The sequence below is a fragment of the Micromonospora sp. WMMD1102 genome, assembly GCF_029626265.1.
In the GTDB taxonomy this organism is placed as follows: Bacteria; Actinomycetota; Actinomycetes; order Mycobacteriales; family Micromonosporaceae; genus Plantactinospora.
The window spans coordinates 5532251-5556458 of the sequence record NZ_JARUBN010000001.1 but is presented as its reverse complement, the minus strand read 5'-3'; the positions used below and the strand labels follow the sequence as shown (position 1 = coordinate 5556458).

The 24208-nt window shown below is 73.1% G+C and carries 26 protein-coding genes; 10 read left to right on the top strand and 16 right to left on the bottom strand.

Annotation, left to right across the window (positions count from 1 at the left end; genetic code table 11):
* Positions 1-213: 213 nt before the first annotated feature.
* Positions 214-1143: a DUF72 domain-containing protein gene (locus O7626_RS24845; protein ID WP_278063515.1), complete on the top strand. Its 930-nt coding sequence runs from the start codon at positions 214-216 to the stop codon at positions 1141-1143.
* A gap of 115 nt (positions 1144-1258) precedes the next feature.
* On the opposite strand, the gene O7626_RS24840 is transcribed toward O7626_RS24845, so the two are convergent.
* Complete coding sequence (locus tag O7626_RS24840) at positions 1259-2200, bottom strand: threonine/serine dehydratase (RefSeq protein ID WP_278063514.1); 942 nt, start codon at positions 2198-2200, stop codon at positions 1259-1261.
* A 67-nt stretch (positions 2201-2267) separates the two neighbouring features.
* On the opposite strand from O7626_RS24840, the gene O7626_RS24835 reads away from it, so the two are divergent.
* From O7626_RS24835 to O7626_RS24825, 3 genes are all read left to right on the top strand, one after another.
* Positions 2268-3029 (top strand): MBL fold metallo-hydrolase, encoded by a 762-nt coding sequence (locus O7626_RS24835; RefSeq protein WP_278063513.1) that lies wholly within the window; start codon positions 2268-2270, stop codon positions 3027-3029.
* A 139-nt stretch (positions 3030-3168) separates the two neighbouring features.
* On the top strand, positions 3169-3684 hold the full coding sequence (locus O7626_RS24830) for a SigE family RNA polymerase sigma factor (protein WP_278063512.1): 516 nt from the start codon (positions 3169-3171) through the stop codon (positions 3682-3684).
* 6 nt (positions 3685-3690) lie between these two features.
* On the top strand, positions 3691-4554 hold the full coding sequence (locus O7626_RS24825) for a hypothetical protein (protein WP_278063511.1): 864 nt from the start codon (positions 3691-3693) through the stop codon (positions 4552-4554).
* A 131-nt stretch (positions 4555-4685) separates the two neighbouring features.
* On the opposite strand, the gene O7626_RS24820 is transcribed toward O7626_RS24825, so the two are convergent.
* From O7626_RS24820 to O7626_RS24800, 5 genes are all read right to left on the bottom strand, one after another.
* Positions 4686-4835 (bottom strand): hypothetical protein, encoded by a 150-nt coding sequence (locus tag O7626_RS24820; RefSeq protein WP_278063510.1) that lies wholly within the window; start codon positions 4833-4835, stop codon positions 4686-4688.
* Positions 4836-4927: 92 nt separating this feature from the next.
* On the bottom strand, positions 4928-5218 hold the full coding sequence (locus O7626_RS24815; RefSeq protein ID WP_278063509.1) for a hypothetical protein: 291 nt from the start codon (positions 5216-5218) through the stop codon (positions 4928-4930).
* A 216-nt stretch (positions 5219-5434) separates the two neighbouring features.
* On the bottom strand, positions 5435-6049 hold the full coding sequence (locus tag O7626_RS24810; RefSeq protein WP_278063508.1) for a hypothetical protein: 615 nt from the start codon (positions 6047-6049) through the stop codon (positions 5435-5437).
* Between the two features lie 57 nt (positions 6050-6106).
* Entirely contained in the window at positions 6107-6796 is a 690-nt protein-coding gene (locus tag O7626_RS24805; protein ID WP_278063507.1) for a response regulator transcription factor, read from the bottom strand.
* Positions 6793-7977: a histidine kinase gene (locus O7626_RS24800; RefSeq protein WP_278063506.1), complete on the bottom strand. Its 1185-nt coding sequence runs from the start codon at positions 7975-7977 to the stop codon at positions 6793-6795. Before O7626_RS24800 ends, O7626_RS24805 begins: the two co-directional genes overlap by 4 nt.
* A 178-nt stretch (positions 7978-8155) precedes the next feature.
* Between O7626_RS24800 and O7626_RS24795 the strand changes: the two genes are divergently transcribed.
* On the top strand, positions 8156-8683 hold the full coding sequence (locus tag O7626_RS24795; RefSeq protein WP_278063505.1) for a hypothetical protein: 528 nt from the start codon (positions 8156-8158) through the stop codon (positions 8681-8683).
* Positions 8684-8761: 78 nt separating this feature from the next.
* Here O7626_RS24795 and O7626_RS24790 read toward each other — a convergent pair whose 3' ends face one another.
* Positions 8762-9460, bottom strand: coding sequence for a C39 family peptidase (locus O7626_RS24790; protein ID WP_278063504.1), 699 nt, complete (start codon positions 9458-9460; stop codon positions 8762-8764).
* Positions 9461-9873: 413 nt separating this feature from the next.
* Here O7626_RS24790 and O7626_RS24785 point away from each other — a divergent pair, with 413 nt between their 5' ends.
* Both O7626_RS24785 and O7626_RS24780 read left to right on the top strand, forming a co-directional pair.
* Positions 9874-10962 carry an S-(hydroxymethyl)mycothiol dehydrogenase gene (locus O7626_RS24785; protein WP_278063503.1) on the top strand — a complete coding sequence of 363 codons (1089 nt, stop codon included), beginning with the start codon at positions 9874-9876 and terminating at the stop codon, positions 10960-10962.
* 20 nt (positions 10963-10982) lie between these two features.
* Entirely contained in the window at positions 10983-11612 is a 630-nt protein-coding gene (locus tag O7626_RS24780; protein WP_278066299.1) for an MBL fold metallo-hydrolase, read from the top strand.
* 188 nt (positions 11613-11800) lie between these two features.
* Here the strand turns inward: O7626_RS24780 and O7626_RS24775 are convergent, their stop codons facing one another.
* The 3 genes from O7626_RS24775 to O7626_RS24765 form a co-directional block, all read right to left on the bottom strand.
* Positions 11801-13087, bottom strand: a complete 1287-nt coding sequence (locus tag O7626_RS24775; RefSeq protein ID WP_278063502.1) for an ArsB/NhaD family transporter — start codon at positions 13085-13087, stop codon at positions 11801-11803.
* A gap of 106 nt (positions 13088-13193) precedes the next feature.
* Positions 13194-13652 (bottom strand): CBS domain-containing protein, encoded by a 459-nt coding sequence (locus O7626_RS24770; protein ID WP_278063501.1) that lies wholly within the window; start codon positions 13650-13652, stop codon positions 13194-13196.
* A 153-nt stretch (positions 13653-13805) separates the two neighbouring features.
* Positions 13806-14078: a hypothetical protein gene (locus O7626_RS24765; protein ID WP_278063500.1), complete on the bottom strand. Its 273-nt coding sequence runs from the start codon at positions 14076-14078 to the stop codon at positions 13806-13808.
* A 312-nt stretch (positions 14079-14390) separates the two neighbouring features.
* Between O7626_RS24765 and O7626_RS24760 the strand changes: the two genes are divergently transcribed.
* Positions 14391-15476, top strand: a complete 1086-nt coding sequence (locus tag O7626_RS24760) for a sensor histidine kinase (protein WP_278063499.1) — start codon at positions 14391-14393, stop codon at positions 15474-15476.
* Positions 15477-15478: 2 nt separating this feature from the next.
* Positions 15479-16135: a response regulator transcription factor gene (locus O7626_RS24755; protein WP_278063498.1), complete on the top strand. Its 657-nt coding sequence runs from the start codon at positions 15479-15481 to the stop codon at positions 16133-16135.
* Between the two features lie 80 nt (positions 16136-16215).
* Here O7626_RS24755 and O7626_RS24750 read toward each other — a convergent pair whose 3' ends face one another.
* Positions 16216-17988 (bottom strand): copper resistance protein CopC, encoded by a 1773-nt coding sequence (locus O7626_RS24750; RefSeq protein WP_347404810.1) that lies wholly within the window; start codon positions 17986-17988, stop codon positions 16216-16218.
* A 90-nt stretch (positions 17989-18078) separates the two neighbouring features.
* On the opposite strand from O7626_RS24750, the gene O7626_RS24745 reads away from it, so the two are divergent.
* Positions 18079-20154: a prolyl oligopeptidase family serine peptidase gene (locus tag O7626_RS24745; protein WP_278063497.1), complete on the top strand. Its 2076-nt coding sequence runs from the start codon at positions 18079-18081 to the stop codon at positions 20152-20154.
* A gap of 27 nt (positions 20155-20181) precedes the next feature.
* Here O7626_RS24745 and O7626_RS24740 read toward each other — a convergent pair whose 3' ends face one another.
* From O7626_RS24740 to O7626_RS24720, 5 genes are all read right to left on the bottom strand, one after another.
* On the bottom strand, positions 20182-20658 hold the full coding sequence (locus O7626_RS24740) for a MarR family winged helix-turn-helix transcriptional regulator (protein ID WP_278063496.1): 477 nt from the start codon (positions 20656-20658) through the stop codon (positions 20182-20184).
* Positions 20659-20816: 158 nt separating this feature from the next.
* The gene (locus tag O7626_RS24735) at positions 20817-21800 is read right to left on the bottom strand and encodes a TIGR04222 domain-containing membrane protein (protein ID WP_278063495.1); all 984 of its coding nucleotides are present in this window, start codon (positions 21798-21800) and stop codon (positions 20817-20819) included.
* Between the two features lie 239 nt (positions 21801-22039).
* Positions 22040-22570, bottom strand: coding sequence for a hypothetical protein (locus O7626_RS24730; protein WP_278063494.1), 531 nt, complete (start codon positions 22568-22570; stop codon positions 22040-22042).
* A gap of 187 nt (positions 22571-22757) precedes the next feature.
* On the bottom strand, positions 22758-23456 hold the full coding sequence (locus tag O7626_RS24725) for a LysE family translocator (protein WP_278063493.1): 699 nt from the start codon (positions 23454-23456) through the stop codon (positions 22758-22760).
* Positions 23457-23459: 3 nt separating this feature from the next.
* The gene (locus tag O7626_RS24720; protein ID WP_278063492.1) at positions 23460-24206 is read right to left on the bottom strand and encodes a metallophosphoesterase; all 747 of its coding nucleotides are present in this window, start codon (positions 24204-24206) and stop codon (positions 23460-23462) included.
* Positions 24207-24208: the final 2 nt, after the last annotated feature.

The window sequence follows — 24208 nt, the reverse complement described above, 5'->3', positions numbered from 1 at the left end:
CGGACGCTCTTCGACGCCGATATCACCTTCGACGGTTACGGAAGGCCGGCCGAGGTCGCCGCGCCCCCCCCCGAGGCCGAGGTCGCCGCGCCGCCGAGACCGAGGTCAGGAGACCCCGACGGTCGGGAACCCCGCGCCACGATCGGGTAGCTTCCCGGCTGTCCCGCCTGGACAGGTTTCGACCACCATGGGCGGTGGGGAGAGACTGTCGACATGGGCGAAGTGAAGGTGGGCACCTCCTCCTGGGCCGACCGGTCGCTGCTCGCGTCCGGCTGGTATCCCAGGTCGGTCAACACCCCGGCCGGGCGACTGGCCTACTACGCCGAGCGGTTCGGCCTGGTCGAAGTGGACACCACCTACTACGCCGTACCGGCACCGGAGGTCACCTCGGCCTGGGTGGACCGTACCCCGCTGGACTTCACCTTCAACGTCAAGGCGTTCGGCCTGTTCACCGGGCACGGGGCAGAGGTGTCCGCGCTACCCCGCGACCTGCGGCCGGACGGCCGGGACTCGGGTCGGGTACGCCGCCGCGACCTTCCGGAGCCGACCTACGACAAGCTGTGGCAGCGGTTCCGGGAGGCCGTCGAGCCGATCGCCGGAGCCGGCAAGCTGGGGGTACTGCTCTTCCAGTTCCCACCATGGCTGGTGCACGGCGAGCGGGCCAAGCAGCGGATCCTCGACACCGTCGAGCGCTGCCGGCCCTGGCGGGTCGCGGTCGAGCTGCGCAACGCCTCCTGGTTCGACGGCGACAACGGGCCGGACACCGTCGGCTTCCTCGCCCGGCACGACCTCAGCATGGTCAGTGTCGACATGCCGCAGGGACACGAGTCGTCTGTCCCACCGCTGCTGCTCGCCACCGCCGAACCGGCGGTGATGCGCTTCCACGGACGCAGTCCGGAGTGGACCACCGGTGACAAGGAGTCCCGGTTCCGCTACGCGTACGGCGACGACGAGCTGGCGGACTGGGCGAAGCGGCTACGTGGGCTGGCCGACGAGACCGACGAGCTGCACATCCTGCTCAACAACTGCTGCGCGGGCCAGGCACAGCGGGACGCGGCCACCCTCGCCGCCCTGCTCGGTCCGGAGGCGGACTGGCCGGGCCGACACACCCGCCGCCGCGCCGCCCTGCGGGTGGTGCGCTGACCTCCCGACCGTCAGCCGGCCCCAGCGGCCGGGCCAGCGCCGGGTGCCGGCCCGCAGCGGCCAGCCGGCAGAGGCCGGCGGCGGTGGCCGGCCGGCAGTGGTCAGCCGGCAGTGGTCAGCCGGCCAGGTCGGCGGGGTCGGTGTTCGCACCGCAGAGCAGTACGGCCAGCCGCTCACCGGCGACCGGTCGGTACGCCCCGGCGGTCAGCGCGGCCAGCGCGGCGGCGGTGCCGTGCTCGACGGCGACCCGGTAGTGGCTCCAGAGCAGTCTCCGCGCCTCGACGATCTGCGCGTCGGTGACCAGCACGCTGCGCACCCCGGCCCGGACCGCCACCTGGTAGGCGATCGAGCCGACCCGGCGGGCGCCGAGCGAGTCGGCGGCCACCCCGGCGACCGGTACGTCCACCGGCCCGCCGGCGGCCAGTGCGGCGTGCAGCGCCGAGGCGCCCTCCGGCTCGACCGCCACCACCCCGGCCCGGCCATCCAGCGCGGTGGCCACCCCGGCCATCAGCCCGCCGCCGCCGACCGCGACCAGCACGGTGTCCAGGTCACCGGCCTGGGCGAGCAGTTCCAGCCCCAGGGTGCCCTGACCGGCGCAGATCTCCGGCTGGTCGTAGGCGTGGCAGAACAGCGCCCCGGTGTCGGCGGCCCGCTTCACCGCCGCGTCGTACGCCTCGGCGTACTCGGTGCCGTGCCGGGCCACGGTGGCGCCGAGCTGGCGCAGCTTGTCGACCTTGACGGCGGGGGCGGCGGTCGGCACGTACACCTCGGCCGGCACGCCGAGCGACCTGGCCGCGTACGCCACGGCGGCACCGGCGTTGCCACCGGACGCGGTGACCACCCCGGCGGGCGGCAGTTCGCCGCGCTCGGCGGCGGCCAGCATCCGGTTGAACGCGCCCCGCGCCTTGAACGAGCCCGAGTGTTGCAGGAACTCCAGCTTCAGCCAGAGCGCTCCGGCCGGCCCGGCGAGGTCGGGCTCCACCCGGGCCGCCGGGGTGGTCCGGACATGCCCGGCGATCCGGGTCGCCGCGTCCTGTACGTCGGTACGGGTGATCACCGTCGTCCCCTTCCCTGGTCCGCCGCCGTACCGTATCTCCGGGACCCCGGCGGCGCGGATAGGGTGTGTGCCAACCCACCCGGTCCGCCCCGGACCCGCCCGCGGAGGTCAGGTCACCATCGACGGCATCGTCGTCCGGCAGCTCAGCGGCCGGGTCTGGCTCTCACCCGGCGACCCGGACCCGGCGAACGTACAGGCGGCGGTGGCGGTCGTCGCGGACGAGCGGGGCAGCGTCGTCGTCGACGCCGGGCACAGTCCGACACACGCCCGGGCGGTCCAGGCGGCGATCCGGGCCGCCGGGCTGCCCCCGGCCCGCTGGCTCGTCTACACCCACCACCACTGGGACCACGTGTGGGGCGCGTGCGCCTGGCCGGACGTGGAGATCGTCGGGCACGTCGCCGGGCGGGAGCTGCTCCGCCGGGAGGCGGCCCGGCCGTGGAGCCACCGCTACCTGCGTGACCAGGTACGCGAGAACCCGCGACTCGGCCCGAGCTTCCGGGCCCGGGCGCTGGCCATGGACGACTGGACCGACTTCACGATCCTTCCGCCGACGGTGACCTTCACCGACGAGTTGACCCTGCCGACCGGCGTACGGCTGCGGCACGTCGGCGGCGCGCACGCCCCCGACTCCACGGTCGTGCTCGTCCCGGACGCACGCGTCGCCCTGCTCGGCGACTGCTTCTATCCGCCGCCGGCCCACCTGCGCGGTCCCGACGACGGCCCCGACCTGGTGATGCTGCGTGGCCTGCTCGACGACGACTACCAGTGGTACGTCGACAGCCACGGCGAGCCGACCACCCTGACTGAGGCGCGGCAGCTCTCGACCTGAGCCGCCGCCCGCCGCTCGCCCACCCGCTTCTCGCCCGCCGCCCGCCCGTGGCCGGACCGCTGGCGGATCGTCGGTGGATCACACGCGGATCGCAGGGGACCAGAGGCAACCTTTCCGGGAGTCGCACCGTGGAAGGACCGTGACAGACCGAGCAGGGCCGCCCTCGGCGGCCGACGCCTCATTCGTGGCCTTCGTGGAGTCGGCCTGGCAACGCCACCTGCGGCTGGCGCTGCTGCTCACCGGCGACCGCTGGCAGGCCGAGGAGCTGTTGCAGGAGAGCCTGGTCAGCATGTACGCCCGCTGGCGCAGGCTGTCCCGGCACCACGACCTGCACGCCTACCTGAGACGGGCGCTGACGAACAACCACATCTCGGTGTGGCGGCGGCGACGCCGGGAGCTGCTCTTCGCCGACGTACCCGACCGGCCGGCGGCGGCCGGACCGGAACCGGACGTCGGGGAACTCCGCGAGGCGCTGCGGGCGCTGCCGCCGAGACAGCGGGCGGTGGTGGTGCTGCGGCACTACGAGGACCTGTCCGAGCGGCAGGTCGCCGAGGTGCTCGGCTGCTCGGTCGGCACGGTCAAGAGTCAGTACTCGCGTGCCCTGGCCAAACTTCGCGGCCTGGTACCCGAGCCGGTCCTCGAACGGAACAGGTGATCTGGGATGAACTCTCTCGACTCGCGGCTGGCGAGCGGACTGCGTGACCTGGTCGACCACGAGCCGCTGACGGCCGCACCGACCGGGCAGCTCCTCCGGCGTGGCGTACGGGCCCGACGGCGCCGGGCGGTCGCCGTCGTCGGCGCGTCCTGTGCGGTACTCGCGGTCGGGTTGGCCGCGGGGACCCTGCTGGTCCAGCCGGTGACCGCGCCGGACCGACCGGCTGCCGTCGCCGAGGCCCCGTCACCCCGGCTGGAACTGGTCGCGGCCATCACCGCCAGCGAGAACGTCAGCTACCGGGTGAGGGCGAGCACGACGTTCAGCAAGTCGTCCGGCAAGACTCGGGCTCCCGAGGCGTCGTACACCGCCGAGGGGGCGTTCGACCCGGCCGCCGCCACCGGATACCTGCGGATCGACGGCGTCGACCAGCAGCGGCTGGTCGCCGGGGTGCTCTACACGCACACCAGGGGCGGGCAGTACGTCCGGGAACCGGGCCGGGTCGACCGGCTGGGGTACGACGCGCACGTGCTGGACGGCGCGCTGAGCGGGTCGGCGGACCGGGAGCGGCTCTTCGAGGTGCTGCGGCAGGCCGACGCGGAGATCACCAAGAAGGGCGACCGGGCGTACCACTTCGAGGCGACCACGAGGTCGGACGACGGCTCCGGGCCGGCGACCGTCCGGTTCGTCGGGGACGTGACCGTCGACGCCGACGGTCGGGTGGCGACGGTGCGGTACGAGTGGCGGCTGACGGGTCGGACCGCGGCCGAGCCGTCGACCGAGTTCACCCGCGACGTGCGGGTGGCGATGGAGTTCTCCGGCTACGGCAGGCCGGTGACGGTCGAGCCACCGGCCGACGTCGTCGCCGGCTGATCCCCGCCGGCCCTGGTGGTCGGGGTCGAGTACGTCCGCCACTCGACCCCGACCTGTGAACCCGGCTTACCTCCCGGGTGATCCGACCGTGAAGCCGCTCGACTCCGAGCAGCCCTGATGGGAAAGTCGGGCTACCCGCATACCTCGACGCGGATGAACGGCACGTGGGACGGATGGTTGGCGGCGCCGTCGACGAGCGTGTCGCCGTCGAAGACGACCGTCGCTGTCGCGGTCGCCGATCGCTGCATGAGCCACGACCCCGGCCCGGAGTCCTCGGTCACGATCGGTCCGGTGGCGGTCCAGCGGCCGTCGACCGAAACCGTGTGCAGCCTACCTCTGTTGTCTCGCACGTTCGCCCACGCGCCGCTGACACTCACGTGCCGGAGGTCCGGGTCGAACTGCTCGTCGGCAACTGCGACCGGGTCGCCCCGCCGACGCCCCAGCTGAGGGTGCCGTCCGGGCACTGGCCCACGAACGCGATCCCGATGGGCGGGTTGGGGTCAGGCGTCGCGCCCTCCTCGAAGGAGTTGACCGACTCGACGACGAGGCGGCCGGCGGAGGCGGTGGAGCCGTCCGGGCACTGGAACGAGGTCGACCACCGAGCGGCGGCAACCTGCTCTGTGACGGCAACCGAGGCGGCGGCGACAGACGGTACGGTCAGCACCACCACCAGGGCGGCGAGCAGGGGACGGCGTACCTGTACGGCACTGGGGGCCGGTGAACGGACCGGTTCTGCGGCGATCGCAGACCACGCATGGCGGCTCCATCTCTGTAGGTTCGACCAGATGGGCTCCGGTCGATCTGCTGATCCGAATCACCTCAGGGCATCCATCAAGGTTTACCGGGGGGCGCCGCATCGAGATCTGCCGTTAACAAGTATTTACAACGCGCGATGAATGCGACGATTCGATGCGGTTGCTTCGCGATCGGCCTCGGCCGGGCGACCTGCGGGGGCGCCGGACCGGTCGGTCAGCGCACGTACGCCGAGATAGAGGAAGGGCAGCAGCAGGAGCAGGTCGGCCAGGTGCGCGATCGTCACCTCCCGGGTGATCCGGCTCAGCGGGAACGCCAGCGCACCCAGGCAGAGGAGTACGCCGACCGGCAGCGGCGCGGCGCGCAGCCGGAGCAGCAGCACGCCCAGTCCGAACACGACGAGCGGGAAGAGCGGGCCGGCGGTCCAGTAGAGCGACCAGGCGGCGAACGGGTGCTGGTCGAGCAGCTCGATCGTGGTGGCGTGCGAGGCGTCGAAGAGCCCCTCGTGGATGCTCTGCACCCCGAACGCCACCCCGCCGACGGATGCGAAGACGGTGAGCGGCATCGCCACCGCCGGATAGCGCGGCGCGACGACGCGGAGCCGTTCGTAGAGGCCGATCAGACCGATCAGCCAGCAGGTGCAGGAGAGCGCGACGAGGGTACCCGCGGTTATGCCCTGCCGGTCGGGCTCCCAGAAGAAGCCGGAGACGAGATTCAGCAACGGTCCCAGGATCAGAAACATGCTCCGAACGCTACGAACGGCCGGCGGTCGCCGGATCCGCCGCGCGCCACCGCCGGGCTACCGCGGCCGTCGTATCCCGGCGAGTCCGCTGCGGTAGGCGAAGACCACGAGCTGGGCCCGGTCCCGGGCACCGAGCTTGGCCATCGCCCGGTTGGCGTGCGTCTTCGCGGTGGCGGTGCTCGTGCCCAGCCGGGTGCCCACCTCCGCGTTGGACAGCCCCTCCGCGACCAGCGTCACCACCTCGCGCTCGCGGGCGGTGAGCGTGTGCAGACCGGGTACCTCCGGACCGTCGACGTAGGCGGCGATCAGCCGGCGGGTCACCTCGGGCGCCAGCAGCGCGTCGCCGGCCGCCACCACCCGGACCGCCCGGCGCAGCTCGTCCGGCTCCAGGTTCTTCAGCAGGAAGCCGCTCGCCCCGGCGCGCAGGGCCGCGTAGACGTACTCGTCGAGTTCGAAGGTGGTCAGCACGACCACCCGGACCCCGGGCAGCCGGTCGTCGGCCACGATCCGCCGGGTCGCGGTCAGCCCGTCCGTGCCCGGCATCCGGATGTCCATCAGCACGACGTCCGGCCGGTGCGCCCGGGTCAGCGCGATCGCCTCCTCGCCGTCGGTCGCCTCGCCGACCACCTCGATCTCCGGCGCCCGCTCCAGCAGCACCCGGAAGCCGGCCCGGACCAGCCGCTGGTCGTCGGCGAGCAGGACCCGGATCCGCCCCGTCCCGCCGGCCGTGCACTCCGTCGCCGTCATCCTGGCAACCATCCCCGGACCTGGAAGCCGCCACCGTCCGCCGGGCCCGTACGCAGCCAGCCGCCCAGTCCGGCGGCCCGCTCCGCCATCCCGCGCAGACCGTTGCCGGGCGGCCCGCCCGGACCCCGGCCGTCGTCGCAGACGGTCAGGTCGAGCCCGTCGGGGCGGTAACCGAGCCGTACCTCGATCCGGCCCGCGTCCGCGTGCCGGACGGCGTTGGCCACCGCCTCCTGCACGATCCGGTACGCGGTCGCCTCCACCGCCCCGGACAGCGGGCGCGGCGTACCGTCCTGCCGGAGTACCGCCCCGGTGGTCGCGGCCAGCGCCGGCAGCCGGTCGAGACCGGGGACCGGCGGTTCCGGTCCGTCGGCACGGGTGCCGTCCCGGAGTACGCCGACCGCCGCCCGCAGCTCCGTCAGCGCCTCCCGGCTGGCCCGCCGGACCGCCTCCAACGCGGCTCGGGCCTGGGCCGGGTCGTCGTCCAGCACCTCGGCGGCGACCCCGGCCTGCACACCGACCACCGCCAGGGTGTGTGCGGTGACGTCGTGCAGCTCCCGGGCTATCCGGATCCGTTCCTCGACCACCTGCCGGCGGGCCGCGTCGTCGCGCTCGGCGGTGAGCAGGGCGAGCCGGATCCGTCGGCCGCGCACCGTCTCGCCGAGCAGCAGCGTGGCCACGAACACCACTGTCGAACTGTCCAGGGTGGCGTCCAGCGGCTCCACCCCGGCCACCATGGTCCGGCCGTGCGCGTCCAGCAGGACGAAGAGTCCGGCGAGCAGCAGGCCGAGCCGCCGGCGACGGGCCACCGCGACCGAGTAGAGCGCGACCCAGACCGGGGCGGCCGGCGCACCGCCCGGGTACCGGGAGACGTGGTAGAGCAGGAAGAGGCCGCCGACCACCGCCAGCACCGCCGCCGGCCAGCGCCGCCGGGCGAGCAGGGCCACCGCCATCGCGGTGCCGAGTGCGTACGCCCAGAGGTCGGGCGTCCGGTCGCCGGGCAGCACCGCCACGACCGCGATCCGGTACGCGGTGATCGTGCCGGCCGCTGCCGCGATCCCGACGTCCACCGCCCAGCGCCGCCCCCGGGCACCGCCCAGCGCCCGCCAGCCCCGGTCGGCGCCGGGCCCTCGCCGCCTCCGGTCGCCCCCGGGCGCCGTTCCGGCTCCGGTCCAGCCCTTCATGCGGCCACTCTACGAATCCGGGCCCCGGGGCACGTACCACGAACGTGGTAGCAGCCCGGGTGCGGCACGGGCTTGACCCTCGACCTCGTCGAGCCACCAGCATCGGCAGCGGCAGAGAACGGCCGCGAGCCGCCAGCATCGGCAGCGGCACAGGCCGGCCGACACAGGGGAGTGGACGATGGGGCAGGGCGGCGACGAGATGATGGCACGGATCGTCGAGGCGGTCGGGTGGGGGCAGGCCGGGCGTACCGGGCCGGCACGGGAGCGGCTGACCGAGCTGTGGGACCGGATCGGGCCGGCCGGCGACCCGCTGCACCGTTGCACACTGGCGCACTATCTGGCCGACCTCCAGGACGATCCGGCCGAGGAGCTGCGCTGGGACCTGCGGGCGCTCGAAGCCGCCGACACGTTGACCGACGAGCGGGCCCAGCGCTACGACGCCACCTTTCAGGTCCAGGCGTTCCGGCCGTCGTTGCAGCTCAACCTCGCCGAGGACTATCGCAAGCTGGGCCGGCCGGACCGGGCCCGGGAGCATCTGGCCCTGGCCCGGGAGAGCCTGCCGGTGCTCGCCGACGACCCGTACGGCCAGCTGATCCGGGACGCCGTCGAGCGGCTCGGGACCGAGCTGGCCGGCAGCACCCCCGGCCCCGACATCCCCGGCCCCGACGCGCGACGTCCGGACGTGGTGCGGTCGACCGGAGACTGACCCGGAGACGGTGAGAGGGCCAGCCCCTGTTGCGGGGCTGGCCCTCTCGGTGCTGCTGTGTTGCTGTGCTGTTGGTGCTTATGCGGAGTAGCCGCGTTCGGTGGCCCAGTTGGCGAGGTTGATGGTGCTCATCCAGTACTGGGCCTGGTCCGGGTTGGCCGGGTCGGCGATCTTGACCTTGCGGCCGTGGTCGTCGTAGCCGACGACGGTCAGGTAGTGCCCGCCGGGGTAGGAGTGCGACATGCCGTCGACGTCGGTGGCGGTGCCCTTGATGTTCATCACGACCGGACGCTTGGCGTCGATGGCGTTGACGATGTCGACCTGGAGTCGGTCCATCTGTTCGGGCTTGGCGGTGCTGTCCGGGATCGCGACGGTGCGGTAGTTCTTACCGCCGGTGGTGTTCAGGACCCGGGTGGTGTCCTCGGCCGAGTTGGTGCCGGCCTCGGTGGTGCCGAGCCGCTTGGCGACGTCGTCCTGGCTGGGGGTCTGGCCCTGCGCGGACAGCGCGATCCGGGTCGCGGCGGGGGCGCAGTAGTAGAAGTTTTCCTGCGCCTTGTACTGGTAGTCGAGGGTCTTCGACGGTGCCCGCTTGTCGATGTCGCGGATGTCGTTGGTGACCGCGGCGGCGGTCGGGTTGCCGCCGGTGGGCGGGGTGTCGGTCGAGATGGCGGGGGCGGCGAACGCGCCGCCGACGACGGCGAGGCCGGCGATGCCGAGCGCGGTCTTACGGATCGGGGTGTCGGTGATGGCCGGGAGCCACCGCTTGACGTTGGTCATGATGGTCACCTTCCATTTCCGGGGGTACGACACCACCACCCGCGGGTGCGCGGTGGCGGGTCGAAAGAGGGAAAGAAACCCGAAGCTCAGAAGTTCTCAGGGGGATGCCCGGGGGGATGTAACGACGCCCGCCGGCTGCCCATTCCCCGGGCACCCGGGGGGTGGCCAGGGCTGCGGGGTGCTGCTGCGGACGTACGCCGGGTATAACCATGGCCACCGGCCCGATGTTCCGCGACCCGGCCCGACCAGCCACCCGATCATGACCAAAAACCGGACATCGGGTCGACCACGGGACGATCGTCCCGGTCGGGCCTCCGGTGAAATGTCCCGCCCTTCGACCCGTGCGTCCGACGGTGTGGCCTGCGAGACTTCCTGGGGCCGGCGGATCGTGATCGAGATCTTGAGGAGGCAGCGTGAGCCAGGAAGTACGCGGGGTCATCGCCAGGGCCAAGGGCGCACCGGTGGAGGTGACCACCATCGTCGTACCGGACCCCGGCCCGGGTGAGGCAGTGGTACGGGTGCAGGCCTGCGGCGTCTGCCACACCGACCTGCACTACCGGGAGGGCGGCATCAACGACGACTTCCCGTTCCTGCTCGGGCACGAGGCAGCCGGGATCGTGGAGCAGGTCGGCGCCGGGGTGACCGACGTCGAGCCGGGCGACTTCGTGGTGCTCAACTGGCGGGCCGTCTGCGGCGACTGCCGGGCCTGCCGGCGTGGCAGGCCGTGGTACTGCTTCGCCACCCACAACGCCGGGCAGAAGATGACGCTTACCGACGGTACCGAACTCTCCCCGGCGCTCGGCATCGGCGCGTTCGTGGAGAAGACCCTGGTACACGCCGGGCAGTGCACCAAGGTCGATCCGGCGGCCCGGCCCGCCGCCGTCGGGCTGCTCGGCTGCGGCGTGATGGCCGGGCTCGGCGCGGCGGTGAACACCGGCGGCGTCACCCGGGGTGACTCGGTCGCGGTGATCGGCTGCGGCGGGGTCGGCGACGGCGCGGTGGCCGGCGCGGCCCTGGCCGGCGCGACCACGATCATCGCGGTCGACACCGACCCCCGGAAGCTGGAGTGGGCCAGGGGGTTCGGCGCGACGCACACCGTCGACGCCCGCCTGAACGACCCGGTCGAGGCGATCCGCGAGCTGACCGGCGGACACGGCGCGGACGTGGTGATCGAGGCGGTCGGCCGGCCGGAGACCTGGAAGCAGGCGTTCTACGCCCGCGACCTGGCCGGCACCGTCGTGCTGGTCGGGGTACCCACCCCGGAGATGAGGGTTCCCGACCTGCCGCTGCTCGACGTCTTCGGCCGGGGTGGCGCGCTGAAGTCGAGCTGGTACGGCGACTGCCTGCCGGACCGGGACTTCCCGATGCTCACCTCGCTCTACCTCCAGGGCCGGCTGGACCTCGACGCCTTCGTCACCGAGGAGATCGGTCTGGACCAGGTGGAGGCGGCGTTCGACAAGATGCACCAAGGCGACGTACTGCGATCAGTGGTGATCTTCTGATGCCGGCCCGCAGCGGCCACCTGCCGGCCCGCATCGACCACGCGGTCACCTCGGGCACCTTCTCGCTCGACGGCCAGACCTTCGAGGTGGACAACAACGTCTGGGTGGTCGGCGACGACGCCGAGTGCGTGGTGGTCGACGCGCCGCACGACGTGGACGCGATCCTGGCCGCGGTCGGTGGCCGGCGGGTGGTCGCGATCCTGGCCACGCACGCGCACGACGACCACGTACGGGTCGCACCGGCGCTGGCCGGGGCGACCGGTGCCCGGGTACTGCTGCACCCGGCCGACCGGGTGCTCTGGGACCTGGTGCACCCGGACGTGCCGCCCGGTGGCGACCTGGCCGACGGGCAGTCGGTCGAGGTGGCCGGCACCAGGCTGGAGGTCCGGCACACGCCCGGACACAGCCCGGGGGCGTGTTCGCTGTACGGGCCCGAACTCGGGGCGGTCTTCACCGGTGACACCCTGTTCCAGGGCGGCCCGGGGGCGACCGGCCGGTCGTTCAGCGACTTCGGCACCATCGTCGAGTCGATCAGGCAGCGGTTGCTGACCCTGCCGCCGGAGACCGTGGTGCACACCGGGCACGGCCCGAGCACCACGATCGGCGACGAGGCACCGCACCTGGACGAGTGGCTGGCCCGGGGGCACTGAGTTCCGGCTGCCGGGGGCCTTGAGTCCCGGCTTGCCTGGAAGCAGCGAGCCGCGGCAGCCAGGGCACCGTCGCGAGCCCGCGGCCGGGGTTGCCCGCGCCGGCCGCGAACCGCGGCCGGCGCGGGCCGGCGGCCGGCGCCGGGGAGGGTGGGCGGCCGCCGGGGGTGGTGGCCAGCTCCGGCACTGCGTCACGTGAAGTACCGCAGCCAGACGTAGAGCCAGGCGAGCAGGGTGCTCAGGATCGTGACGAGGATGCCGTACTTGGTGAACTGCCAGAACGAGATCCGGTGGCCGGTCCGGGCGGCGATGCCGATCGCCACCACGTTGGCGCTGGCGGCCACCGCCGTGCCGTTGCCGCTGAAGTCGGCGCCGAGGGCGAAGGACCACCAGAGCGCCTGTCCGGTCTGCGGATCCGGCGCCTGGGCCACCAGCCCCTCGACCACCGGGGCCATGGTGGCGGTGTAGGGGATGTTGTCGAAGAAGGCGCCGAGTACCGCCGAGCCGAAGAGCAGCGCGGTCGCGGCGGCGAAGAAGTCCCCGTCCACGAGGCCGATCACCCACTCGCCGAAGGTGTTGATCACGCCGGTGTGCACCAGGCCGGCGACCATCACGAAGAGGCCCACGAAGAAGACCAGGGTGGGCCACTCGACCTCGTCGAGCACGTCGGAGACGTCCAGCCGGGACACCATCACCATCACCCCGGCGCCGACCATCGCCACCACCGACGGGTCGACGTGCAGCACCGAGTGCAGCCCGAAGGCGACCACCACCAGGGCGAGTACGACCAGGCAGCGGACCAGCAGCCGGACGTCGGTGATCGCCCGCCGCTCCTGTAGCGCCAGCACCGACTCGACGTGCTCCGGGTTGTACCGGAACGACCTGCGGAACAGCACCCGGCTGAAGAGTACGAAGATCGCGAAGATCACCACGACGGGCGGGGCCATGTGCACCAGGAAGTCCGTGAAGGTCAACCCGGCCCGGCTGCCGATGATGATGTTCGGCGGGTCGCCGATCAGCGTCGCCGCGCCGCCGATGTTGCTGGCCAGGATCTCGGCGATCAGGTAGGGCTGGGCCGGGATGTGCAGCCGGTTGCAGACCACCACGGTGACCGGGGCGACAAGCATGATCGTGGTTACGTTGTCCAGGAACGGCGAGGCGATGGCGGTGATCAGCATCAGCATCACCATCAGCCGGTACGGCCGGCCGGACGACTTCTTCGCGGCCCAGATCGCCAGATAGTCGAAGAGACCCGTCTGCTTCAGCACGCCGACGATGATCATCATCCCGAGCAGCAGGAGGATGACCTTCCAGTCGATCCCCTCGTGTTCGGAGAAGTAGACCTCGGCGCCGGGCGCGAAGCCGAAGACCAGCATCGCGGCGGCCGCGACGAGCACCACCTTGACCTTGTCGACCTTCTCGGTGGCGATGAAGAAGAACGCCACCACGAAGATGCCGAGCGCGGCGACGGCGCTCATCGGCGGTACTCCGGTCGGCTCCGGTCACCCGGCCGGCACCCCGCCGGGGCGCCGCCGGGGGGCCGGCCGGCCGCCGCACGACGCGCGGCGGCCGGCCGGGGAGGGGTCAGGCGTCCGGTTCGGCCACCGCGAACTCGGCGAGTACCCGTTCCAGGGTGATCGCCCCGACCAGGACCCCGGTGCCGTCGACCACCGCCACCAGCGGGCTGCGCTGTCGAGCCATCAGCGCGGCCACCTCCAGCAGCGTTCCGGAAAGGCCCACGGTGGTCACCCGGGGCGGCTCCCGGAGCAGGCAGTCGCCCACGGTCAGGTCCCCCAACTCCTCCCAGAACACGTCGGCGTGCGCCTCGTCGATGGTCCGACTCAGCACCGGGTCCTGCCGGTAGGCGTCCGGCACCGCCATCCGGAGCACCTGGGTGCCGGGGAGCACGGTCTTCGGCCGGCCCCTGTCGTCCACCACGATCATTCCTGGCAGCCGGCGCAGCGCCATCAGCCGGACCGCCCTGGCCACCGAGTCCCGGACGGTCACCGTCGGTACCACCACGGCGATCTGCTGCGCCTGCATTCCACCAGCTCTCCCGGCGCCGGCTGGTGTCGGCCGGGGCGCCGCAACGGTTGGGCCTGAGGTGTTTCCCGACAACGTAACCTCCCGAGAACGACGGGGTCTCCGGCCGGCGGGGCGGCCGGCCGGCGAGACGGCCGGGTCTGCGTACCGTGGTCACGCGGGTCCGCGGTGCAGCTCGGCGAGACGGCGCTCCAGGCTGGCCAGCCGGTCGGCCATCGGCGTGCTGTGCAGCACCTCGGCGATCTGGTCGGCCTCGTCGTGGTCCAGCGCGATCCGCTGCGCCGGCACGTCCGGATCGTCCGTGCCGTAGAGCAGCAGGGACCGCAGGCCGGAGTGGTCGAGCAGTACGCCGAACCGCTGCCCGCCCCGGGTCAGGAAATGGTGTAGGACGCCGACGCCGGGAACCGTGGTCCTGGTGATGTCCACTGTGGCCTCGCTCGGGTAGGGGCGGCAGGTGGCGCGTAGCACCCGTACGCCGGGCGTGCGGCACGGCTCGGTCGGCCGTGCCGGCAGGCTCGGTCGCGGGGCTCGGATGCCGGTTCCGGTCTCGGTCTCGGGTTGGCCGCCGGTTCCGCTGTCAAGGATTCGCCGAGCGTGACCGACCGACCATCGGGTCCGACACCCATCTGTGCTGACGCGGAACATGCAGCTGACCCGGCCGGGTGACCCGCACTCCCCACCGGGGGTGGGTGGCCGACCAGATGGACAAACCGGCAGCTCCCGGGCGAGGCTGGCAGGGTGACCGATGCCACCGACCGGGCAGCCGACCGGGCAGCCGACCGGGCAGCCGACCCCGGGCCGGCCGCCCCGGGGCGATCCGGCGCTGCCGGCCGCCCCGGCCGCCGCAACCGCCGCAGCCCGGCCCGCGCGTTGTTCCGCCGGTTGTTCCTGGTCAACGGGCTGGTCTTCGCGGTCGGCACGCTGGTGCTCGCGCTCGCCCCGGTCACCGTGTCGTCGCCGGTGCTGCTGACCGAGATCCCGGTACTGGCCATCGGGCTGGCGCTGATCGTGACGGTGAACGGCCTGCTGCTGCGGGCCAGCCTGGCCCCGCTGGACGCGCTGACCACACTGATGCGCCGGGTCGACCTGCTGCAGACCGGGGACCGGCTGGAGGACGCCGGCAACGGTGACCTGACCAACCTGATCGAGACCTTCAACGCCATGCTCGACCGGCTGGAGAGCGAGCGCAGCGCCAGCAGTGCGCACGCGCTCGCCGCCCAGGAGGGTGAGCGGCAACGGATCGCCCGGGAGCTGCACGACGAGATCGGGCAGAGCCTGACCGTGGTGCTGCTCGGACTCAAGCGGGCGGTGGACCGGGCCCCGGCCGAACTGCGCGAGGAGCTGCACGCGGTGCAGGAGACGCTGCGGGAGAGCCTCGACGACGTGGGGCGGGTGGCCCGGCGACTCCGGCCGGACGTGTTGACCGACCTCGGGCTGCTCAGCGCGCTCAACGCGCTCGCCACGGAGTTCTCGCAGGTCAGCGGAGTACCGGTGGTGCGGCGGCTGACCCCCGACCTGCCGGTCCTGAGCGCGGAGAAGGAACTGGTGATCTACCGGATCGCCCAGGAGAGCCTGACCAACGTGGCCCGGCACGCCCGGGCCGACCGGGTGGAGCTGTCACTGCGGGCCGAGGACGGCGCGGTGCTGCTCCGCGTCGCCGACGACGGCCTCGGCGAGGTACGCCGGGAGGGCGCGGGCATCCGGGGGATGCGGGAGCGGGCACTGTTGATCGGGGCCCGGCTGGGCATCGCCGCCGAGCCGGGCACCGGCACCGAGATCCGGCTGGCGGTACCCGCCGACGGGCCGGGGCAGAGGGAGACCTGAGCATGTCCACGACCGAGACCAGGATCCTGCTGGCGGACGACCACGCGCTGGTCCGCCGGGGGCTGCGGCTGATCCTGGACGCCGAGCCCGACCTGCGGGTGGTCGCCGAGGCGGCCGACGGGGCGGAGGCGGTGGAGTCGGTCCGGCGCACCGAGATCGACCTGGTGATCCTGGACATCGCGATGCCGAGGATGACCGGCCTACAGGCGGCCCGGGAGATCTCCCGGCGGGCCCCCGGGGTACGCATCCTGATGCTCTCGATGCACGACAACGAGCAGTACTTCTTCGAGGCGCTCCGGGCCGGAGCCTCCGGCTACGTGCTCAAGTCGGTCGCCGACCGGGACCTGCTGGAGGCGTGCCGGGCGGCGATGCGCGGCGAGCCGTTCCTCTATCCCGGGGCGATCACCGCCCTGATCCGGGACTACCTGCACCGGGCCCGGCAGGGCGAGAAACTGCCGGAGAGCATCCTGACCCCCCGGGAGGAGGAGATCATCAAGTTGATCGCCGAGGGCAACTCGGCGAAGGAGATCGCCGAGGCGCTGGTGATAAGCGTGAAGACGGTCGACCGGCACCGGGCCAACATCCTGGCCAAACTCGGCATGCGGGACCGGATCGACCTCACCCGGTACGCCATCCGGGCCGGCCTGGTCGAGCCCTGAGCCCGGTGGCCCGTGCCCGCCGTTCCGGCGCCCTGAGCCGGCCGGCCGCCCGCCGCCGTCCTGAGCCAGGTGGCCGGTGGTCAGCGCACCTGGACGACCGTCCGCACCGTCGCCTGGTCGATCTCCGAGGTACGCACCGTGAACCGCAGCTCCCAGTCGCCGGGGATCGGGAAGTTCACCGCCCCGACCCCGTGGTGCGGCTCGACCCCCAGCATCGGCACGTCGGTCGGCTCGACGCCCTGGGCCGGCAGGGCGGTGGTGAGCGTCCACTCCACCGCCGGCAGCGGTTTGCCCCCGGCGGTGTAGACGTACGCGTGCACGGTGTTGTTCGGCCCGAGCTGCACCGGATAGATGTCGAACTGGAGGGTGTAGAGCGGTGAACTGAGGGTCTGGGCGAAGGTGTCCGAGGCGGCGATCTCGGCCTCGATCCCGGCGTTGCGGCCCGGGGTGGTCTGCACGAGTACCGCGCTGACCCCGAGCACGACCAGTCCGACCAGCACCTCCAGGCCGACCGTACGGCGCAACCGCCGCCGCCCGGCGACCGCCGTACCCCCGTCCCCGTCCCCGTTCCCGTTCCCGTTTCCGGCTCCGCTCAGGCGGTGCTGGACGAGGCGGCGGGCGTACCAGGCGGCGGCCAGCAGTAGGGCCAGCAGGGTCAGCTTGGCCAGCACCAGCCGGCCGTAGGTGGTGCCGAAGAGGGCTCCCGGTGCGCCGACCTCGATCACCGCCTGCACCACCCCGCCGGCGACCAGCCAGAGCACCGCGATGCCCGCCCAGCGGGACCAGACCGGCAGTACGACCGCCAGCACGCGCGGATGGGCGGCCCGCAGCGGGAACGCGAGCAGTGTCACCAGCCCGCCGAGCCAGACCGACATCGCGGCCAGGTGCACCAGGCTGGCGATGCCGCTGGCCAGCGGCGTCGGCGAGGCGGCGGCGTGCCCGGCCAGCGGCCAAGTGGCCAGCCCGGCCAGCCCGAGCACGACCAGCAGCCCGACCCGGACCCGCCCGGCCATCCCGACCTGCCCGGCCCGGCCGGCCAGCACCGGCGGCAGCAGGGCGGCGACCAGCGCCAGGATGCCCAGCCTGGCGGCGAGCGCCAGCCCGAAGTCCGAGCCGAGCAGCTGCCACAGCTCGGTGCCGGAGACGTCCAGCAAGCCGGCACCGCTGGTATAGGGGGCCTGCGCCCAGAACCCGGCCAGAGTGCCGACCGCGATCAGCGCCAGCCCGGCCCGGACCAGCCGGACGGCGCCCCGGCGCGGCAGCCGGCCCGGCCAGAGCAGCCCGAGCAGCAGCGCCGGGCCGATCAGCAGGACCAGTCCGGCGTACCCGAGATATCTGGTCACCGGCACCGCGACCTGGACGTCCCGGCGTACCGTCTCGTCGGCCGGCTCCGGCGGGGTGGCCGAGGCGGCGCCGACCGCGAAGGTGAAGCTGCCGGCGACCGGGTGGCTGTCGGCGGAGATCACCCGGTAGCTGACCAGGTACGTGCCGAGCGGCCGGTCGGCGACCCGGACCGGGATCCGCAGCGTGGCGTCCCGGACGCTGGCGTCCCCGTCGTTGATCCGCTTGCCGTCCGGGGCCAGCACCTGCGCCCGGCCCGGTACCAGGGCCACCGGTTCGCTGAAGGTGATGGTCACCTCGGTGGGTGAGTAGCCGAGTACGGCCTGCTGCTGCGGCACCGTGCCGACCACCGCCGCGTGCGCCGCCGCCGGCCCCGCCGGACCGGCCAGCACCGCCAGGCCGGCCAGCAGCAGCACCGCCAGCAGCGCACCGACCGACGCGATCGCCCCGGCGACACGGCCTCCCGGTGCCGAGTAGCCGGCCGGTACGGAGTCGAGGCGTGAACGTCCCACCTCAGTTAGATCGTTTTTCGGCGTCCGGAAGTTCAATCCGCCATCCGACTGAGTGGCAACGTGTTTCACGTTCTGTGGTAGGAACCCTGGGTGTCCCCGGATCTCGACGACGAATTCCGCTGGCTCGAGGCGCTCGCCGACCCGGAGGTGACCGCCTGGGTGCGGGCCCGCAACGCGGAGACCCACGGGGCGCTCGCCGACGACCCCTCGTTCGCGCCGCTGGTCACGGAGCTGCGCGGGGTGCTGGACGCCGCGGACCGGGTGCCGTTCGTGCATTGGGACGGAACCTACCTCTACAACCTCTGGAAGGACGAGGCGCACCCCCGGGGGTTGTGGCGGCGTACCACGCTCGACGAGTACCGCCGGGCGGAGCCGGACTGGGAGACGCTGCTCGACGTCGACGCGCTGGCCGCCGCCGAGGGGGAGCCGTGGACCTGGCAGGGCGCGATCGTGCAGCGCCCCGGGCACCGGCGCTGCCTGGTCCGGCTGGCCCGGGGCGGCTCGGACGCCAGCGTGGTCCGCGAGTTCGACCTGGGCACCCGGGACTTCGTGCCGGACGGGTTCACCCTGCCGGAGGCGAAGAGCGACGTCGGCTGGATCGACGCCGACCACATCTACGTGGGCACCGACTTCGGCCCCGGCTCGCTGACCGCCTCCGGCTATCCCCGGATCGTCAAGCGCTGGCGCCGGGGCACCCCGCTGGCCGAGGCCACCGTCGTGCACCAGGGCCGCGACGACGACGTCTCGGTGTACGCGGTGCACGACCCCACCCCCGGTTTCGTCCGCGACTTCCTCGGCCGCCGGCTGGACTTCTTCCGTCGGGAGGAGTTCCTGCGCACCGGCGACGGCGAGCTGCACCGGATCGACGTGCCGGAGGACGCCGAGACCGACGTACACCGGGAGTGGCTGCTGATCGCGCTCCGCTCCGACTGGACGGTGGGCGACCGGACGTACCCCCCGGGATCGGTCCTGGTCACCCGGCTGGACCGGTACCTCGCCGGTGAGCGCGAGCTGACCGTGCTCTTCGCCCCCGGCCCGGACAGCGCACCCGGCCGGCACGCCTGGACCCGGGGCCACCTGATCCTGAGCAGCCTGGTCGACGTGCGGGGCCGGATCGAGGTGCTCACCCCCGGCGAGGACGGCTGGCAGCGGCGCCCGCTGCTGGAGACCGCCGGCCCGGTGGAGGAGCGGCACGTCGTCATCGTCGACACGAACCCGGAGGAGAGCGACGAATACCTGCTGGCCAGCACCGGATTCCTCGCGCCCACCGCGCTGCACCACGGCACGGTCGGCGGGCCGGTCGAGACGCTGAAGCGGGACCCGGTGTTCTTCGACCCGGCCGGGATGACCGTCCGGCAGCTGCACGCCCGCTCCGCCGACGGGACCCGGGTGCCGTACTTCCTGGTGCGGCCGGCCGGGACACCGACCGGTCCGACCCTGCTGACCGGGTACGGCGGCTTCGAGATGGCCTGGACGCCGAGCTACAGCGGGATCATCGGCCGGGGCTGGCTGGCGAGGGGCGGCAGTTACGTGGTCGCCAACATCCGGGGCGGCGGCGAGTTCGGGCCGCGCTGGCACCGGGCGGCGCTGCGGGAGAACCGGTCGCGGGCGTACGAGGACTTCGCCGCCGTCGCCACCGACCTGGTCGACCGGGGAATCACCGTGCCGGCCCGGCTCGGCATCGAGGGCGGCAGCAACGGCGGGTTGCTGATGGGGGTGATGCTGACCCGGTTCCCGGAGCTGTTCGGCGCGGTGGTGGCCCGGGTGCCGCTGCTCGACATGCGCCGCTACCACCTGCTGCTGGCCGGCGCCTCCTGGATGGCCGAGTACGGCGACCCGGACGACGAGGCCGACTGGGCGTTCCTGCGCGAGTACTCGCCTTACCACAACGTCCGGCCGGGGCAGTCGTACCCGCCGGTCCTCTTCGTCACCTCGTCCCGGGACGACCGGGTGCATCCCGGGCACGCCCGCAAGATGGCGGCCCTGCTGCGCGCCTGCGGCTACGACGTCTCCTACTACGAGAACATCGAGGGCGGGCACGGGGCCGCCGCCGACAACGCCCAGATGGCCTTCAAGTGGGCGCTGATGCTGCGCTTCCTCTGGCGCCGGCTGACCGACGCCGATCCCGACGCGGACGCCGACCCCGACGCCGCTGTCGCAGCCTGACCGCTGTTCCGCGTCGACCGCTCGGACTCAGCTCTCCGGGTTCGTGGGCTGCCGGTCGTGGTGATCGAGGAGCCGGGTCAGCAGCCGGGTGAGCTGGTCGCGTTCGTCCGGAGCGAGCGGGGCGAGCAGGTCCTCCTGGACCCGGGCGAGCCGCTGCTCCAGCCGGCGGAGCTGGCGCCGCCCGGCCGGGGTGATGGTGATGACGTTGCGCCGCCGGTCGGTCGGGTCGGGGGAACGCTCGACCAGTTGCCGGTCGGCGAGGTCGTTGACCGCGGCCACCACGTCGCTGAGGTGGATGCCGCTGCGCCGACCGAGGTCCGCCTGGCTGGTCGGACCAACCTCGTGCAGGGTGAGCAGCAGCCGGTAGTGGTAGCCCCGGGAGCCGACGTCGGCGAAGCCGTCGCCGACCAGCCGGTGGGCGTGCCGGGCGGTCTGGGTGAGCAGCCAGCTCGGCAGTCCGGCCAGCCGGGCGGGCGGGGTCTCTTTCTGCGGCACGCTCTGCACGAACACGAGCCTAACAACATCGTTCGCCGTGCTAACGGTTCCGGCCGGCCCGGCCGACGTGTCGCCGGGCTAACGGTTTCGGTCGGCCTGGCCGACGTGTCGCCGGGCCGGCTCAACTGTGTCGAGCCATTCCCGGCAGCTGCTCCGGCCGTGCCGGGTCAGCCGCCTCCTCCGCCGCCGCAACCCCCGCCGCCGCCGCAACTACTTCCGCCGCCGCTGCTGCCACAACCGTGGCTGCCGCCGGAGTCGGAGCCACCGGAGTCCGAGCCGTAGCCGCCCGCGCAGGCGAAGCCGCCGCTACCGGTTGCCGAGGTGCCGCCCACGGCCCCGGAGGCGACCCCGAGCTGCTGCTGGAGGCCGGCCTCGGCGGCGAACTCCGGATCGGCCGCCCAGAACGCCGCCGGGCCGAAGAGCGCGACCGCCAGCGCCGCGCCGTGCGGGCCGTAGGTGCTCCAGGCCGGCTGCTGGGACGGGGCCAGGTGGGCGTGTTCGGTACGCAGGGCGGCCAGCGCCCAGCCGCCGGCCCGGGTCCGCGCCGGCGGTCGCCGTCCCAGCACCACGGTCGCCACCCCCGTGGCGACCAGGACGAGGATCAGCGGCGGCCACACATCGCCGGCCGACGCCTCGGCGAACAGCCGGAGAACGCCGAGCAGTAGCACGCCGGCCAGCAGCCAGGTCGATCCGCGCAGTGCCCGGCGGGTCTGCTCGCCCGGCATCAGCCCGGCCTCGACCAGCCCGGTGTGCATCCGGCCCAGCTCCACCGAGACGCCCGAGTCGTAGTCGAGTTCCCGGGGTGGCCGGCGATGCCCCGCGAACTGGTAGACCGCCGCCTCCAGCCCGCCCGCCCCGACCGGCCGGTCCCCGGTGACCACCAGGTGCCGGTCCGGGGCGGGACCGATCCCGACCGCACCGGCGTTGCGCAGCGCGGCGAGGGCGGTGCAGATCGCCAGCCTGCTGCCGCCGTTCAGGTATCCGACCTGGGTGGCGGTCAGCGTCGAGGTGCGTACGCTCTCCGACCCGGCCAGCAACCGTCGGCGCCGTACGGCGGCGTACCCGACGGTCACCACGACCAGCAGGAGATAGCCCGACAGGAAGGTCGGTGCGCTGATTCCCCAGATCACGTTGCCCGCAGCAAGAGCCATCGCCGTGTCCCCGTCCACTTAGGCCGAACGTCCCTCGATTGTGCGGCCGGAGGCGGCGGGAATTGCCGTTGATCACGGTTTCTTGACCGAAGCTTGCGGCTGGAGGTGCCAGGCAGCGCCGAGCACGTCGGCTTCGGTCTGCTGCCGGACTTCGGTCTGCTGCCGGGCTTCAGCCTGCTGGACTTCGGTCTGCTGCCGGGCTTCAGCCTGCTGGACTTCGGTCTGCTGCCGGGCTTCGGTCAGCCGCGGACGAGGGGGCAGTCGAAGTCGATGCTGAACTCGACCTCCTGGCCGGTGGTGGCCCGCTTGGCCGTACCGCCGAGCTTGCCGGAGGTGCGGTCGCCGTCCTCGGTGCGCTGCCCGGTGAACGCCACCGTCTGGTACGTCTCGTCGGCGCCGCCGAGCGTCAGCGGCACGGTCGTCCCGTCGCTGTCCTGGTCGAACGGGCCCGGGTCGTGCGGCAGGGACAGCTCGATCGTGGCGTCGGTGGTGCTGAGCGAGAAGATCTTCGCTGGCACCTCGACGGTCGAGCAGTCGTCGGTGCTGAACTCGTACTTCTTGCCGTCGGCGGTCACCGTGACGGTGCCGGTACCACCGGCCGGGGCTCCGGCGGCCGGTGCGCTGCCGGTCGGCGTGGCACCGCTGCCCGTACCGTCCGATCCGGTGCTCGGCGCCGGATCGGCGCCGCAGGCCGTCACCCCCGACAGCAGGGCCAGGCCCAGTACCGCGCTCACCAGCGGCACCGGCCGGCCGGAAATCCACTCGCGCATCCACCCTCCCAGGTCGTCTCCGTGCGGAACCCGCCCATCGTCGTCGCACGGATTCGGGCCGGATTCAGGAATCGTTCGGGACGGTGGGACGGTGTGTCGGTGGGCGGTGTCGGTAAGTCGGTCAGCGGTTGATCGGTGGGTTCCGGTGCCGCGCCGATGTCGATTCGGGGCGGCGGTGGCCCGGTGCTCAGCTCACCGCAGTACGGAGACCCAGCCCGACCAGGATCACCCCGGTCACCCGGTCGAGCGCCCGGCGGACCCGTGCGGTGCGCAGCAGCCGGACGGCCGCACCCGAGATCGCGGTCCAGCCGGCGAGCCAGCAGCCGACGAGCAGCGCGTGTGCGGTGCCGAGAACCAGCATCGGGACCAGTACCGGACCGTGCGCGTCGAGGAACTGCGGGGCGAGGGTCAGGTAGACGGCCGCCGCTTTCGGGTTCAGCACGTTGCCGAGGAACCCCTGGAGGTAGGGGTGGTGGCCGCGCCACGGCAGCCGGCGTACCCGATGGCTGGTCCGCGCGTCCGATGCCGCCGCGCCCACCGGCTCGGTCGGTCTGGCCGGTCCGGTCGGCTCGGTCGGCTCGGGATGCGGGCGGTGGCGACGGGTGGCCGACCAGAGCAGCCACAGCCCGAGCCCGGCCAGGTAGCCGGCGCCGAGCAGTTTGACGAGCAGGAACGCCTGCGACGAGCGGAGTACCAGCGCGGCCAGCCCGACGGCGGCGAGCAGGGCGTGCACGTAGAGGCCGGTGACCGTACCCAGGATCACCCACCAGCCCTGCCGGCGCCCACCTGCGGCGACCCGCGAGACGACCAGGGTCAGGCTGGCCCCCGGCGTCGCGGTGATCGGCGCGACGGCCGCCAGGAAACCGAGTACTGCGATGCCGCGCACCGCTCAGACCACCACCCGGTAGTGCGTGGTCAGCAGCCCCGCGTCGTCGTAGACGTGGAACGCCACCCCGGGCGGCTGGGTCAGGTCGACAAGCGGCCCGTCGCCCTCCCACGGCATCCGCAGGGTGGAGACCACGCCGGGGGCGATCCGCAGTGGCCGGCCGGCGAAGGTGCTCGCGGCGGCGGTGTGGAAGTGCCCGGTCAGCACCGCGACGACCTGCGGGTGGTCGGCGAGCAGTTCGGCCAGCGGCTCGGTCGGCAGCAGCCGCATCGTGTCGATGACCGGATGGTGCAGGGTGACCGGCGGGTGGTGGAAGGCGACGAAGACGGGCGCGCCGGCCGGTGTGGACGCCAGTTCGCCGGCCAGCCAGGCCATCGTCTCGGCGTCGAGGTGCCCGTCGTTCCGGCCGGGCACCGTCGAGTCGGCGAGCAGGAAGACCGCGCCGGCCACGTCGTGCCGGGCGTTCACCGGGCCGTCGCCGCCCTGCCCGTCGCCGAGCAACCCCTTCCGGTACGCGTCCCGCACGTCGTGGTTACCGGGACAGGTCAGCACCGGCAGCGGCGAGGCGAGGAGCTTGGCTGCGGTCTCGTACTCGGTCAGCTCGCCGTGGTCGGCGATGTCCCCGGTGACCAGGATCGCGTCGACCGGCCGGGGCAGCGCGTGCAGGTGGTCCATCACCCGGGCGGTCCGCTCGGCCGAGCGGGGTGATCCGTCGAGGTGGGTGTCGCTGAGGTGGGCGATGACGAGCACTG